Here is a 14,867-nt window from a genome sequence, read left to right as displayed (position 1 = left end):
GAGCCCCGGAGGCCGAATATGGCACGAAATAAGCAAATAAATCCCCCGGATATCAATCACAGGGATGAGCGAGCGCTATTTCTTGACCCGCAGGTCAACTTTAGCTAGATTTCTACTCATCCCGCGTTACAACAATAATGATTATGCGAGGCCTTCCGTGATCCAGTTCCTACTCAACCAGACGCTGCGCACCGAGCACACGCTGGACCCCAACCTGACCGTGCTCAACTATTTGCGCGAGCACTTGCACAAACCCGGCACCAAAGAAGGCTGCGCCAGCGGTGACTGCGGCGCCTGCACCGTGGTGGTCGGCGAGCTGCACACGGACGACCAGGGCCTTGAGCGGCTGCGCTATCGCAGCCTGAATTCGTGCCTGACCTTTGTCTCGGCACTGCACGGCAAACAACTGATCAGCGTCGAAGACTTGAAACACCAGGGCCAACTGCACAGCGTGCAGCGGGCGATGGTCGACTGCCACGGCTCGCAGTGCGGCTTTTGCACCCCGGGTTTTGTGATGTCGCTGTTCGCCCTGCAAAAAAACAGCAGCGGCCAGGCTGATGGCCATCAAGCCCACGAGGCACTTGCCGGCAACCTCTGTCGCTGCACGGGCTACCGGCCCATACTGGCGGCTGCCGAACAGGCATGCGCCGGGCAGCAACCGGATCAGTTCGATGCCCGGCACAGCGCAACCATCGCCCAGCTCAAGGCAATCACCCCAAGCCAGACCGGCGAACTCAACAGCGGCGATAAACGCTGCCTGCTGCCCTTGACCGTCAGCGACCTGGCCGAACTCTACGAGTCCCAGCCCCAGGCCCGGCTGCTGGCAGGCGGTACCGACCTGGCACTGGAGGTCACCCAGTTTCATCGCCCGTTGCCGGTGATGATCTACGTCGGCAACGTGGCCGAGATGAAGCGCATCGAGCACTTCGCCGATCGCATTGAAATCGGCGCCGCCGTTTCCCTGACTGATGCCTATGCCACGCTCAATACCGAGCACCCTGACTTTGGCGAGCTGCTGCAGCGTTTTGCCTCACTGCAAATCCGCAATCAGGGCACCCTGGGCGGCAATATCGGCAACGCCTCGCCGATTGGCGACTCACCCCCGCTGCTGATTGCCCTCGGCGCGCAGCTGTTGCTGCGCAAGGGCCAAACCCGCCGCACGCTGGCCATTGAAGACTACTTCATTGATTACCGGGTTACCGCGCGCCAGGAGGGTGAATTTATCGAAAAGATCATCATCCCCCGTGCCGATCCCAGCCAGACATTTCGTGCCTACAAAATTTCCAAGCGCCTGGACGACGACATCAGCGCCGTTTGCGCAGCATTCAACCTGCACATCGACAATGGCGTGGTCACTGGGGCCCGCGTGGCATTCGGCGGCATGGCGGCCATCGCCAAACGCGCCGCCGCCTGCGAAGCAGCATTGCTCGGCGCCGACTGGAACAGCGCCAGCATCGAACGGGCCTGCGCTGCACTGGCAAACGACTTCACCCCGCTCTCGGACTTTCGCGCCAGCAAGGAATACCGCCTGCTGAGTGCACAAAACCTGCTGCGCAAATACTTTATCGAACAGCAAACGCCACATCTCGAGACGCGGGTAACAGCTTATGTCTAACCATCACAAGGTTGCCCCGACCCAGGCCGAGCTGACCGCCCTCTTCCAGCAGGATTTGAAAACCGGCGTAGGGCGCAGCGTCAAGCATGACAGCGCCGAAAAGCATGTCAGCGGCGAAGCGCAGTACATTGATGACCGGCTGGAATTCCCCAACCAGCTGCACCTTTTCGCACGCCTGTCCGACCGTGCCCACGCCAGAATCCTGCGTGTCGACACCACGCCCTGCTACGCCTTCGAAGGCGTGCGCCTGGTCATCACCCACGAAGATATCCCCGGCCTCAAGGACATCGGCCCGTTGCTGCCCGGCGACCCGCTGCTGGCCATCGACAAGGTGGAGTTTGTCGGCCAGCCGGTCCTGGCTGTGGCTGCCAGCAACCTGGACACAGCACGCAGGGCGGCAATGGCCGCCATTATCGAATACGAAGACCTGGAACCCGTGCTGGACGTGGTGCAGGCCCTGCGCCAAAAACACTTTGTGCTCGACACCCACACCCATCAACGCGGCGACTCAAGCACCGCACTGGCTGCGGCCGAACATCGCCTGCAAGGTAACCTGCATATCGGCGGGCAGGAGCATTTCTACCTCGAAACGCAGATTTCATCGGTCATGCCCACCGAAGATGGCGGGATGATCGTGTACTGCTCCACGCAAAACCCCACCGAAGTGCAGAAGCTGGTGGCAGAAGTCCTTGATGTTTCAATGAACAAGATCGTCGTCGACATGCGCCGTATGGGCGGTGGCTTCGGTGGCAAGGAGACCCAGGCCGCCAGCCCCGCCTGCCTGTGCGCCGTGGTGGCACGCCTCACCGGGCAACCGACCAAGATGCGCCTGCCACGGGTCGAAGACATGCTGATGACCGGCAAGCGCCACCCGTTTTATATCGAATATGACGTCGGTTTCGACGCCAGCGGCCGCTTGCAGGGCATCGTGCTGAACCTGGCGGGCAACTGCGGCTGCTCACCGGACTTGTCCAACTCCATCGTCGACCGCGCCATGTTCCATGCCGACAACGCCTACTACCTGGGCGATGCAACGATCAATGGCTATCGCTGTAAAACCAATACGGCTTCAAATACCGCCTACCGCGGTTTCGGCGGTCCGCAAGGGATGGTCGCCATCGAAGAAGTCATGGACCGCATCGCCCGCCACCTGGGCCTCGATCCGCTGGCCGTGCGCAAGGCCAACTACTACGGCAAGACCGAACGCAACGTGACCCACTACTACCAAACCGTGGAACACAACCTGCTGCAAGAAATGACCGCCGACCTGGAGGCCAGCAGCCAGTACGCCGAACGCCGCGAAGCGATCAAGGCGTTCAATGCCGCCAGCCCGATCCTGAAAAAAGGCCTGGCGCTGACCCCGGTCAAGTTCGGCATTTCCTTTACCGCCAGCTTTCTCAACCAGGCCGGTGCGCTGATCCACATCTACACCGATGGCAGCATCCACCTCAACCACGGTGGCACCGAGATGGGCCAGGGCTTGAATATCAAGGTCGCGCAGGTGGTGGCCGAGGTGTTCCAGGTGGATATCAGCCGTGTGCAGATCACCGCCACCAATACTGACAAAGTGCCCAACACCTCACCTACAGCAGCGTCCAGTGGCGCCGATCTCAATGGCAAGGCCGCGCAAAACGCAGCCGAAACCATCAAGCAGCGGCTGATCGAGTTTGCAGCCGGCAAGTATCAGGTCGACGAACAGGCGGTGATCTTTCACAACGGCCAGGTGCGCATTGGCGAGCAGATCATCAGTTTTGAAAGCCTGATCCAGCAGGCCTACTTCGGCCAGGTGTCGCTCTCAAGCACCGGGTACTACAAAACCCCGAAAATTTTCTATGACCGCAGCCAGGCACGCGGCCGACCGTTTTACTACTTTGCCTTTGGCGCCGCCTGCGCCGAGGTCATCGTCGACACCCTGACCGGCGAATACAAGATGTTGCGTACCGACATCCTCCACGATGTTGGTGCTTCGCTGAACCCGGCCATTGATATCGGCCAGATCGAAGGCGGCTATATCCAGGGCGCGGGCTGGCTGACCATGGAAGAACTGGTGTGGAACGCCAAGGGCAAGCTGATGACCAACGGCCCGGCCAGCTACAAGATCCCGGCGGTGGCAGACATGCCGCTGGATTTGCGCGTCACCCTGGTAGAAAACCGCAAGAACCCCGAAGACACCGTGTTCCACTCCAAGGCTGTCGGTGAGCCGCCATTTATGCTCGGCATCGCCGCCTGGTGCGCGCTCAAGGACGCCGTGGCAAGCCTGGCCGACTATCGCGTGCAACCTGCGATTGATGCCCCGGCCACCCCGGAGCGGGTGCTGTGGGGGTGTGAGCAAATGCGCAAAATCCTGTCGGGAGATCAGCATGAATAACTGGATCAGCGCCCTGGCCGAGCTGCAGCAGCAAGGCGAACCTTGCGTGCTGGTGACAATCATCGAAGAGCAAGGCTCTACCCCGCGCAATACCGGTTCAAAGATGGTGATTTGCGCTGATAAAATCTTCGATACCATCGGTGGCGGTCATCTGGAGTACAAGGCAATGGAAATTGCCCGCCAGATGCTCGACAGCGGCAAGCACGATACCCATCTACAACGTTTCAGCCTCGGCGCCAGCCTTGGCCAGTGTTGCGGAGGGGTGGCGGTGTTGCTGTTCGAGCCGATGGGCCAGGTCCAGGCGCAGATCGCCGTGTTTGGCGCAGGGCATGTGGCCCGCGCTCTGGTACCCCTGCTCGCCAGTCTGCCGTGCCGGGTGCGCTGGATCGACTCTCGGGAGCAGGAATTCCCGTCAGTCATGCCCCCGGGCGTGGAAAAAATCGTCACCGATGAGCCAGTTGACGAGGTCGATACACTGCCAGCGGGTTGCTACTGCATCGTCATGACGCATAATCACGCCCTGGACCTGGAACTCAGCGCTGCCCTGCTTAAACGCAACGACTTTACCTACTTCGGCTTGATTGGTTCCAAAACCAAGCGCGTGAAGTTTGAGCATCGCTTGCGTGAGCGCGGTATCGCTGCCTCACCTTTGCAGCGCATGCGCTGCCCGATGGGCCTGAGCGAAGTCAAAGGTAAACTGCCTGTTGAAATTGCCATTTCCATCGCCGGCGAAATCATCGCCACCTACAACACCCATTTCGGCCAGCACACTGTGAGCGCCGACAGCGCGTCATCTGAATCCATTAAACAATTGCTGCCATCTTCACGACGCAGCCATGCCACACACTGAGAATTGCCATGACCTGTAAAGCCTATCGCGCCGCCATTTTGCACAGCATCGCCGACCCTGCCGAAGTCGGGATCGAGGCCTCCTACGAATATTTTGAAGACGGCTTGCTGGTGGTCGACAACGGCCGGATCAAAGCCGTGGGGCCGGCCAGCGAACTGCTCGGCACACTGAGCGCCGACATTGCAGTCACCGAGTACAAGGATGCGCTGATCACCCCCGGCTTTATCGATACCCATATCCATTTCCCGCAAACCGGAATGATCGGCGCCTACGGCGAGCAACTGCTTGATTGGCTCAACACCTACACCTTCCCATGCGAAAACCAGTTCGCCGACAAGGCCCATGCTGACGAAGTGGCCGATGTTTTCCTCAAGGAACTGCTACGCAATGGCACCACCACGGCCTTGGTGTTCGGCAGCGTACACCCGCAATCGGTGGATGCTTTGTTCGAGGCTGCACAGCGTCTGGACCTGCGCCTGATCGCCGGTAAGGTAATGATGGACCGCAACGCCCCGGACTATCTGACCGACACCGCCGAAACCGGCTACAGCGAGAGCAAGGCGCTGATCGAACGCTGGCATGGCAAGGGCCGCCTGCACTATGCCGTCACCCCGCGCTTCGCGCCGACCAGCACCCCGGAGCAACTGACCCTGGCGGGCAAGCTGCTGGGCGAATACCCGGATGTGTATCTGCACACCCATATCAGCGAGAACCTGCAGGAAATCGAGTGGGTGAAGTCGCTGTTCCCGGAGCGCAAAGGTTATCTGGACGTGTACGACCACTACCAGTTGCTGGGTGAACGCTCGGTATTTGCCCACGGTGTGCATCTGTGTGACGAGGAATGTGCGCGACTGGCCGAGACCGGTTCGGCAGTGGCGTTCTGCCCTACTTCCAACCTGTTTTTGGGCAGCGGTTTGTTCAACCTGCCGATGGCCGAGAAACACAAACTCAATGTGGGCCTGGGCACGGATGTTGGCGCGGGGACCAGCTTCTCGCTGCTCAACACCCTGAACGAAGCCTACAAGGTCATGCAACTGCAGGGTGCACGCCTCAATCCGTTCAAGTCGTTGTATCTGGCTACGTTGGGCGGGGCGCGGGCACTGCGCCTGGAAGACAAGATCGGCAATCTGCAACCGGGCAGCGACGCTGACTTCCTGGTACTGGACTACAACGCTACGCCGCTGATGAGCTATCGCCTGAAGCAGTCAAAAAACATCGCCGAAACGCTGTTTGTATTGATGACCCTGGGCGACGACCGCACCGTGCAGCAAACCTACGCAGCAGGTAATCTGGTACATCAACGCTGATAATCTCCCTGGTGGGAGCGGGCTTGCTCGCGAGGGTATCGGCGCGGTTTAACTAAAGCACCGCGTCGCCTACATCGCGGGCAAGCCCGCTCCCACAAGAGCAGCCGAGGCTTAAAGCTTGGCAGCAGGCCGGGGGCTTTTGCCCTTGGTTTGCAGCAAGTGCGAAAACACTGCGTGCAAGTCATCCGAGGCGCTTTCCTCGTCAAGGTTGAGCTTGCTGTCGATATGATCCATATGGTGCATCATCAGGTGCACGGCCTGATCGGCATCCCGGGCTTCAATGGCATCAATCAGCTGCATGTGTTCGTCATACGAACAGTGCGAGCGGTTACCGCTCTCGTACTGGGCAATAATCAACGACGTTTGCGATACCAGGCTGCGCTGAAAGCTGATCAGCGGCGCATTCTTGGCCGCTTCGGCCAGCTTCAGGTGAAACTCGCCCGACAGGCGAATCCCGGCACCGCGATCGCCCCGCGAAAAACTGTCGCGCTCGTCCTGCACCATCTTGCGCAATTGCGCCAGGTCATCTGCCGTGGCATGCACCACCGCCAATTCGGTGATCGCCTTTTCAACCAGTCGCCGGGCCAGAAACACCTGGCGCGCTTCATCCACGCTCGGGCTCGCCACCACTGCACCGCGATTGGGCCGCAGCAAAACAACCCCTTCATGGGCCAGACGCGACAAGGCGCGACGGATAATGGTGCGGCTCACGCCAAAGATTTCGCCCAGAGCCTCTTCACTCAACTTGGTGCCAGGCGCCAGACGCTGTTCAAGGATCGCCTCGAAAATATGCGCGTAGACGATATCGTCCTGGGTTCCACTGCGGCCAGCCTTGCCAGCGCGGGGTTGTTTCTTGAGAGGCTGCAACTGTTCGTTCATGGGCACTCGTGTGGGAAGCGGCGGCGATGAAGGGGTTACGTTAGTACGTAAACGGGTGTCGCCGACCAGAAATTAATGCAAAAAACAGGACGCATTGTACACAAAGCACAGTGCCAGTACGACTGTACGGTCGTTTACGAACCCTGCTGTATTGCAACTGAATACAACCTTTACGTTTAGGCTTGTTGCCTGTCCGAACTCCTATAGCACACAAGGAAGACCGTTCCATGACTGACGCCACGCAGCCGCGCTTGCATCCACTGGCAGACACCTCGCCCTCGGCGGTGGTCGCAGGCTTTATCGCCATGATGACCGGCTACACCAGCTCCCTGGTCCTGATGTTTCAGGCGGGGCAGGCAGCGGGACTTACCAGCGGGCAGATTTCATCATGGATCTGGGCACTGTCGATCGGCATGGCTGTTTGCAGCATAGGCTTGTCTTTGCGTTATCGCACACCGATCACCATCGCCTGGTCCACCCCGGGGGCGGCGCTGTTGATCACCAGCCTGGGCGGTGTCAGTTACGGTGAAGCCATCGGGGCCTATATCACCTGCGCGGTACTGGTGATCATCTGTGGCATCACCGGCAGTTTTGAGCGCCTGGTCAAGCGCATCCCCTCATCCCTGGCCGCCGCGTTGCTGGCGGGCATCCTGTTCAAGATCGGCAGCGAAATCTTCGTCGCCGCGCAACACCGCACCGGCCTGGTAATCGGCATGTTTTTTACCTACCTGATCGTCAAGCGCCTGTCGCCGCGCTACGCCGTGCTGGCGGCGCTGCTGATCGGCACACTGCTCTCGGGCATGCTCGGGCTGCTGGACTTCAGCGGTTTTACCCTTGAAGTGGCCGTACCGGTGTGGACCACACCGTCATTCTCACTGGCGGCAACCATCAGCATCGGCATCCCCCTGTTTGTGGTGGCCATGACCTCGCAAAACATGCCGGGTATCGCCGTGCTGCGGGCTGATGGCTATGACGTACCTGCCTCGCCGCTGATCACCACCACCGGCGTGGCCTCGCTGCTGCTGGCACCTTTCGGCTCCCACGGCATCAACCTGGCGGCGATCAGTGCCGCCATCTGCACCGGCCCCCATGCCCACGAAGATCCGAAAAAACGCTATACCGCAGCCGTGTGGTGCGGGATTTTCTATGGCATTGCCGGCATATTCGGCGCCACCTTGGCCGCCCTGTTCGCCTCACTGCCCAAGGAACTGGTGCTGTCGATTGCCGCCCTGGCACTGTTCGGTTCGATCATGAACGGCCTGAGCATTGCCATGGGCGAAGCCAGGGAGCGTGAAGCGGCCTTGGTCACCTTTATGGTCACGGCATCGGGCATGACCCTGTTTTCAATCGGCTCGGCATTCTGGGGCATTGTCGCGGGTGTGCTGACCCTAATGATCCTGAACGTCAAGGCACGCTAAGCGATCAGATCGCCAGTGCCCCGCCATCCACCGCCAGCGCATGGCCGGTGGTAAACGCCGCGCCGTCCGAGCACAGATACAGCACGGCGCTGGCCACCTCTTCGACTTTACCGATACGGCCCACCGGGTGCATGGCGGCGGCGAACTCGGCCTTGCGCGGGTCGGCCTCATAAGCGCGGCGAAACATATCGGTATCGATTACCCCAGGGCAAACGGCGTTAACCCGAATATGTTTTTTCGCATACTCGATGGCCGCCGATTTGGTCAGCCCGATCACCGCATGCTTGGACGCCGAGTAGATGCTCATTTTCGGTGCAGCGCCCAGCCCGGCCACCGAGGCGGTATTGACGATCGCCCCGCCACCCTGGGCCAGCATCAATGGCAACTGATATTTCATGCACAGCCACACGCCCTTGACGTTCACTCCCATGATCGCGTCGAACTCGTCCAGGGTGCCGTCGGCCAGACGCCCTTGCTCGATCTCGATCCCGGCATTGTTAAAGGCATAGTCCAGACGACCGTAGGTGCTGATCACCTTTTCCATCAGATTTTTGACCTGAGCTTCGACAGTTACATCGCAGCTTGCGAAAACCGCACTGCCACCCGCCGCCTTTATCCGGGCCACCGTATCTTCGCCGCCAGCCACATCCCGATCAGCCACCACCACCTTCAGGCCTTCGGCGGCAAACGCCAGGGCCGTGGCCCGGCCAATGCCTGCTCCGGCGCCCGTTACCACAGCCACTTGCCCGGTAAACGTCATGCCCATTGGTGTAATCCTCAGCAGAGTGCATCGGTGCCCCGAAACATTCAGGCACGGTCATCCGCTTATTTATCCGAGTGATAAAAGCCTGCCTACCACCATCACCGCCACTGATAAAAACCTATTCGTAAACGCGCATTCACTTGCCCTGTGGCTTGAGAAGGTCTATCAACAGTGATCAATCTCCAATGAGTTATAGCAATGACTGACCAGACAAACCGCCAATTCCTGCTCTCCAAACGTCCAGTCGGTGCAGCAACCCGCGACACCTTCACCTTCCAGCGAGTGCCCGTGGTACAGCCCGAGGAGGGGCAGATCCTGGTCAAGAACGAATACCTGTCCCTTGACCCGGCCATGCGTGGCTGGATGAACGAGGGCAAGTCCTATATCCCGCCTGTTGCGCTGGGCGATGTGATGCGCGCCCTCGGTGTGGGCAAGGTCATCGCTTCGGCACACCCGGGCTTTGCTGTAGGGGACTACGTCAACGGTGCCCTGGGCGTGCAGGATTACTTCACAGGCGAACCACGGGGTTTCTACAAGGTCGACCCGAAACTGGTACCGCTGCCGGTGTATTTGTCCGCACTGGGCATGACCGGCATGACCGCCTACTTCGCATTGCTGGATGTCGGCGCACCCAAAGCAGGAGACACCGTGGTGATCTCCGGCGCAGCGGGGGCTGTTGGCAGCATTGCCGGGCAAATTGCCAAGTTGAAGGGCTGCCGCGTAGTGGGCATCGCCGGAGGCGAGGAAAAATGCGCGCGACTGGTCGATGAGTTTGGCTTCGACGGCACCATCGACTACAAGAGCGAAGATGTACTAGCAGGCCTCAAGCGCGAATGCCCTAAAGGCGTTGATGTGTTTTTCGACAATGTGGGCGGCGATATTCTCGACGCAGTCCTCAGCCGCCTGAATTTCAAGGCGCGGGTCATCATCTGCGGCGCCATCAGCCAGTACAACAACAAGGAAGCCGTGAAAGGCCCGGCCAACTACTTGTCACTGCTGGTCAATCGCGCGCGTATGGAAGGCTTTGTGGTGATGGACTACGCCGATCGCTATGCAGCGGCCGGGCAGGAGATGGCGGGCTGGCTGCTCAAGGGCCAGTTGAAAAGCAAGGAGCATATTGTTGAAGGCCTGGAAAGCTTCCCGGAGAGCCTGGCGAAGCTGTTCAGCGGGGAAAATCACGGCAAGCTGGTGTTGAAGGTCTGACACGCCACATAAGGGTGGGAGCGGGCTTGCTCGCGATACAGGCGCAAGCCCGCTCCCCCAGCATCAGACCGGTCGTAAACAGCCTTAAGCCAGTTCAGCAACCACAGCAGCGAGTGCCTTGGCCGGGTCGGCTGCCTGACTGATCGGGCGACCGATCACCAGATAGTCAGAACCGGCATCCAGTGCCTGGCGAGGGGTCAGGATACGGCGCTGATCATCCTGCGCACTGCCCGCAGGACGAATCCCCGGTGTCACCAACTGCAGGCTCGGGTGCGCAGCCTTCAGCGCTTGCGCTTCCAGAGCCGAACACACCAGGCCGTCCATTCCGGCCTTTTCGGCCAAGGCTGCCAGGCGCAGCACCTGCTCCTGAGGCTCGATATCCAGACCGATACCGGCCAGGTCTTCGCGCTCCATGCTGGTCAGCACGGTCACGCCAATCAACAACGGCTGCGGGCCGGTACGCTTGTCGAGCACTTCACGGCAAGCGGCCATCATGCGCAAGCCGCCGGAACAGTGAACGTTCACCATCCATACGCCCATTTCGGCAGCGGCCTTGACCGCCATTGCCGTGGTATTGGGGATATCGTGGAACTTCAGGTCCAGGAACACTTCAAAACCCTTGTCACGCAAAGTGCCGACAATTTCCGAAGCACAGCTGGTGAACAGCTCTTTGCCCACCTTGACGCGGCACAGCTTGGGGTCCAATTGATCAGCCAGTTTCAATGCGGCGTCACGCGTTGGGAAATCCAGGGCGACGATAATAGGAGTCTGGCAGTCGGACATTAGCGGGTTCTCAGGCTGGTCGAAATCGGCGCGCATTGTAGCGGAACCAGCCGCTAACCGGCACCCGATGATCGCAAATTCACGTTTTTAGTCATTCCCAAGGTTATCCCGCACACGCGCGAATAACCGGCCTACACTGAAAGCATCGAACACTTACTCACTTAACAGGATAAATCGTCGCACACTGCAACCCAGCCCTGTGCGGCATTAAACACGGAGAACACTCTATGCCTTGGTATGCCTGGTTAATTATCGTCGTCGCCATTGGTGCCATCCTCGGCGCCCTGATGACCCTGCGTGACACCGCCAACAAAGTTGAACTGACCGATGAGCAACGCAAACGCGTTGCCGAACGCAATGCCGAAATGGACGCCAAAGAATCAAAGGACGGGTAACCAGATAAACGGTCAGGGCCTGCATTTCAAGGAATCAGCATCAGTGGGAAAAACCTACAAGCAGTTGCACGATTTACCACTGCATCTGCTTGAAAGTCGACGCTATGATGGTCCATTGCATAAAGAGACACCTGCCATGCGCTACTCACACGATCATAAAGCCCAAACCCATCAGCGCATCGTTAGAGAAGCATCCGGACTCTTTCGACGAGACGGTATTGGTGCAACAGGCCTGCAGCCCCTGATGAAATCACTGGGCCTTACTCACGGGGGGTTCTATGCCCACTTTTCATCCAAAAACGATCTGGTAGAAAAAGCCCTGCAGCACGCCGCCAGCCAGGTTGACGGTATCTGCGCCGAACTGTTCAGCCAGCCCCAGCCGCTGCATGCCTTTATCGATGCTTACTTGTCTGAATGGCACCTGACCTCACCCCATGAAGGCTGCCCGTTGCCGACCATGTCCGTGGAGATGGCCCAGCAGGGCCAGGCCAGTGCTACCACCGACCATGTCATCGACGCCAGGCTCAAACAGATACAAGCCACCCTGCAAGGGGCTGACAGCGAAGACAAGAGCATCGTGATCTTCGCCACCCTGGTCGGCGCATTGGTTCTCGCCCGCGGCGCAGAGAGTGACGCGCTGAAACACAAGATTTTCGACGTCACACGCAGCGCCTTGAAGCAGTCAGTGCCACCTGCCTGAGCACTTACAGCCTGGCACAAAAAAGCCAGTCATTGACTGGCTTTTTCCGTTCAGTAGCCCGGCGTTCAGTTGACCGCAATCTTGTCGCGATTTCTGTCGAAAATAACCTTGCCTATGCCTTTGACCTCAAGCAACTCATCGATTGAAGCAAAGTCACCATTGGCCTCGCGGTAAGCCACGATCGCCCGGGCTTTAACAGGGCCTACGCCAGAGAGTTCACGCTGCAGGGTGGCCTCATCCGCGGTGTTGATGTTTATCGTTACCACTTTGGCATCCGACATTACTTGCATAGCAACCACCGGTTCAACAGCACCTGCCGCCGGCGTGGCATGGGCCACACCGGTAATACCCACCATCAAGGCAAAAAACATCGAAGAGAGAAAAGCGGTACGCATAATTGACACTCCATAACATCGTTAAGTTGAAAACAGCTTTCCTGAGCTGTATTTCAAACTTAGGCGATGGTTAAAGAGTGTCAAAAACCAGAGCATTGCAGGGTATGTAATCAGGATGGCTCGACACGGCGCTGCTGGTGAATCCAGTCAACAATCTCACCCTCGGGGGCATAACCGCTGACCGTCTCACGCAACAACTGGCGCACGCGCACATAGTCATCCTGATCAACCGCTTCAAGCAATTGCGACAATCGCTGCTTGAGTTCATCCCAAGGCAACATGTCCTCGTTGGCACACATGATCATGGGGTGTCGGGTCGCGACTACGTTGTCGCCAATCAGCAACTCTTCGTAAAGCTTTTCGCCAGGGCGCAAGCCGGTGAACTCGATCTCAATATCGCCATGCAGATTCTTGTCCGAGCGCACGCTAAAGCCAGACAGATGGATCATTTTCTCGGCCAGCTCGACAATGCGCACCGGCTCACCCATATCAAGAACAAATACATCGCCCCCCTGCCCCATTGAACCGGCCTGAATCACCAGTTGAGCGGCTTCCGGGATGGTCATGAAGTAGCGGGTAATCTTCGGGTGAGTCACGGTCAGCGGGCCGCCGGCCTTGATCTGCTTGTGAAACAGCGGGATCACCGACCCGGAAGAGCCCAGCACATTGCCAAAACGCACCATAGTAAAACGGGTTTTATTCACCCGTGACACATTGGCCGAATCACCGAACAGCACAGGCGCCACTTCACGACTGAGTGCTTGCAGGGTCATTTCGGCAAGGCGCTTGGTACTGCCCATCACATTAGTCGGGCGCACAGCCTTGTCAGTGGAGATCAAAACGAAGTTCGATACACCCGACTGCAGCGCCGCCTGAGCGGTGTTTAGCGTACCGATAACGTTGTTCAGTACACCTTCGGCAATATTGTGCTCAACCATTGGCACATGTTTATAGGCTGCAGCGTGATACACCGTATCGACATGCCAGGTCTTCATCACATCCAGCAACTTGTGCGGGTAACGCACAGAACCCAGGATCGGCAGTACTTTCACCGACAGCGATTCCAGGCTGACCCGCCGCTCCAGCTCGCCAAAGATGCTGTACAGGTTGAACTCGCTGTGCTCGAACAGCAGCAGGGTGGTTGGCTTCAACGCCAGGATCTGCCGGCACAACTCCGAACCGATCGAGCCGCCAGCCCCTGTGACCATGACACATTGACCCTTGATGCAACGCTCCTGCAGCTCACCTTGCGCAGGTACCGGGTCGCGGCCCAGCAAATCGGCGATATCCACTTCCTGGATATCGTCAACCTTGACCCGGCCACTGGCCAGATCCATAAAACCGGGAACACTGCGCACATGCAGAGGGAACCCCTCGAGCAAGCCCAGAATCTCGCGGCGACGGGCCCGGGACGAAGAAGGGACGGCCAGCAGCAGTTCCTGGGCGCCCGTGCTTTCGATCATTTGCTGAATATGTTCAGGCTTGTAAACCTGCAAGCCAGAGATGATGCGATCTGCAATACTTTCATCATCGTCGATAAATGCCACGGGCCGCATGGCGCGCCCCATGCGCAAGGCGGCTACCAGCTGGTTGCCTGCGGCACCGGCACCGTAGATGGCCACGCGCGGCAGGCCGTCATCGCGATTGGTAAACGGTACATGCTGGACAGCCGCAAACCAGTCGCCAAGGAAGTATTGACGCATGGCCAGGCGCAAGCCACCGAGCAGGATCAGGCTCAGCCACCAGTAGTTGAAGATTATCGAGCGCGGCACGGCATTTTCAGGGGTGCTGTACCAATACATCACCACGGCCAGGACCAGCGACGACAGACTGACCGCCTTGATGATGGCAATCAGCGCATCGTTGCCGAAATAGCGCATGACGGCGCGGTACATGCCGAAACGGATAAAAAAAGGAATGGCGACAACCGGGGCAGCGACAAACAGCCAAAAATGCAATTTGACGGGATTGACCATTTCGTCAATCCCCAGGCGCACAACGAAGGCAAGCCACAACGCTATCCAGACGAGCACTACATCGGTGCTGACCTGTATAACGCGTTTTTGTCGCCGCGAAAGGTTGAGTAAGTACGCTCGAATTTTATCCATAAACCCCTGAACACCTTTACTGCCCTAAAAAACCATCAACGCACTGCAACAGCCATGCCCCTTCCCTTTGCCGCAAGGTTACA

Annotated in this window: 13 protein-coding genes; 8 read left to right on the top strand and 5 right to left on the bottom strand. The window is 58.7% G+C overall.

Going from position 1 to position 14,867, the window contains the following annotated elements; all coding sequences use genetic code 11:
* Positions 1-157: 157 nt before the first annotated feature.
* Genes xdhA through guaD form a run of 4 tightly spaced genes read left to right on the top strand, consistent with a single transcriptional unit; the run spans position 158 to position 6,140 of the window.
* Positions 158-1,615: a xanthine dehydrogenase small subunit gene (gene xdhA / locus AB3G35_RS11085; RefSeq protein ID WP_106116312.1), complete on the top strand. Its 1,458-nt coding sequence runs from the start codon at positions 158-160 to the stop codon at positions 1,613-1,615.
* Positions 1,608-3,983, top strand: coding sequence for a xanthine dehydrogenase molybdopterin binding subunit (gene xdhB / locus AB3G35_RS11080; protein ID WP_369782665.1), 2,376 nt, complete (start codon positions 1,608-1,610; stop codon positions 3,981-3,983). Before xdhA ends, xdhB begins: the two co-directional genes overlap by 8 nt.
* A complete protein-coding gene (gene xdhC, locus AB3G35_RS11075; RefSeq protein ID WP_369782664.1) occupies positions 3,976-4,833 on the top strand; it encodes a xanthine dehydrogenase accessory protein XdhC in 858 nt (285 codons plus the stop codon). The genes xdhB and xdhC overlap by 8 nt, the downstream gene beginning before the upstream one ends.
* A gap of 8 nt (positions 4,834-4,841) precedes the next feature.
* Positions 4,842-6,140, top strand: coding sequence for a guanine deaminase (gene guaD / locus AB3G35_RS11070; RefSeq protein ID WP_166672960.1), 1,299 nt, complete (start codon positions 4,842-4,844; stop codon positions 6,138-6,140).
* Positions 6,141-6,251: 111 nt separating this feature from the next.
* Here guaD and AB3G35_RS11065 read toward each other — a convergent pair whose 3' ends face one another.
* On the bottom strand, positions 6,252-7,019 hold the full coding sequence (locus AB3G35_RS11065) for a GntR family transcriptional regulator (protein ID WP_016780271.1): 768 nt from the start codon (positions 7,017-7,019) through the stop codon (positions 6,252-6,254).
* A gap of 227 nt (positions 7,020-7,246) precedes the next feature.
* Between AB3G35_RS11065 and AB3G35_RS11060 the strand changes: the two genes are divergently transcribed.
* A complete protein-coding gene (locus AB3G35_RS11060) occupies positions 7,247-8,437 on the top strand; it encodes a benzoate/H(+) symporter BenE family transporter (protein WP_169908860.1) in 1,191 nt (396 codons plus the stop codon).
* 4 nt (positions 8,438-8,441) lie between these two features.
* Here AB3G35_RS11060 and AB3G35_RS11055 read toward each other — a convergent pair whose 3' ends face one another.
* Positions 8,442-9,203, bottom strand: coding sequence for an SDR family oxidoreductase (locus AB3G35_RS11055; RefSeq protein WP_016780269.1), 762 nt, complete (start codon positions 9,201-9,203; stop codon positions 8,442-8,444).
* Positions 9,204-9,398: 195 nt separating this feature from the next.
* On the opposite strand from AB3G35_RS11055, the gene AB3G35_RS11050 reads away from it, so the two are divergent.
* A complete protein-coding gene (locus AB3G35_RS11050; RefSeq protein ID WP_169908858.1) occupies positions 9,399-10,403 on the top strand; it encodes an NADP-dependent oxidoreductase in 1,005 nt (334 codons plus the stop codon).
* Between the two features lie 84 nt (positions 10,404-10,487).
* On the opposite strand, the gene pyrF is transcribed toward AB3G35_RS11050, so the two are convergent.
* Entirely contained in the window at positions 10,488-11,186 is a 699-nt protein-coding gene (gene pyrF / locus AB3G35_RS11045) for an orotidine-5'-phosphate decarboxylase (RefSeq protein WP_029611337.1), read from the bottom strand.
* 227 nt (positions 11,187-11,413) lie between these two features.
* Between pyrF and AB3G35_RS11040 the strand changes: the two genes are divergently transcribed.
* Entirely contained in the window at positions 11,414-11,581 is a 168-nt protein-coding gene (locus AB3G35_RS11040; protein WP_016780266.1) for a DUF2897 family protein, read from the top strand.
* A 136-nt stretch (positions 11,582-11,717) separates the two neighbouring features.
* Positions 11,718-12,281, top strand: coding sequence for a TetR/AcrR family transcriptional regulator (locus AB3G35_RS11035; protein WP_016780265.1), 564 nt, complete (start codon positions 11,718-11,720; stop codon positions 12,279-12,281).
* Between the two features lie 65 nt (positions 12,282-12,346).
* Here the strand turns inward: AB3G35_RS11035 and AB3G35_RS11030 are convergent, their stop codons facing one another.
* Both AB3G35_RS11030 and AB3G35_RS11025 read right to left on the bottom strand, forming a co-directional pair.
* Positions 12,347-12,676, bottom strand: a complete 330-nt coding sequence (locus tag AB3G35_RS11030) for a helix-hairpin-helix domain-containing protein (RefSeq protein ID WP_134050458.1) — start codon at positions 12,674-12,676, stop codon at positions 12,347-12,349.
* A gap of 110 nt (positions 12,677-12,786) precedes the next feature.
* Positions 12,787-14,784 (bottom strand): polysaccharide biosynthesis protein, encoded by a 1,998-nt coding sequence (locus AB3G35_RS11025; RefSeq protein ID WP_369782662.1) that lies wholly within the window; start codon positions 14,782-14,784, stop codon positions 12,787-12,789.
* Positions 14,785-14,867: the final 83 nt, after the last annotated feature.

This window comes from Pseudomonas sp. WC2401, assembly GCF_041200115.1.
GTDB lineage: Bacteria > Pseudomonadota > Gammaproteobacteria > Pseudomonadales > Pseudomonadaceae > Aquipseudomonas > Aquipseudomonas fragi.
This window is presented reverse-complemented; position numbering and strand designations above follow the sequence as displayed.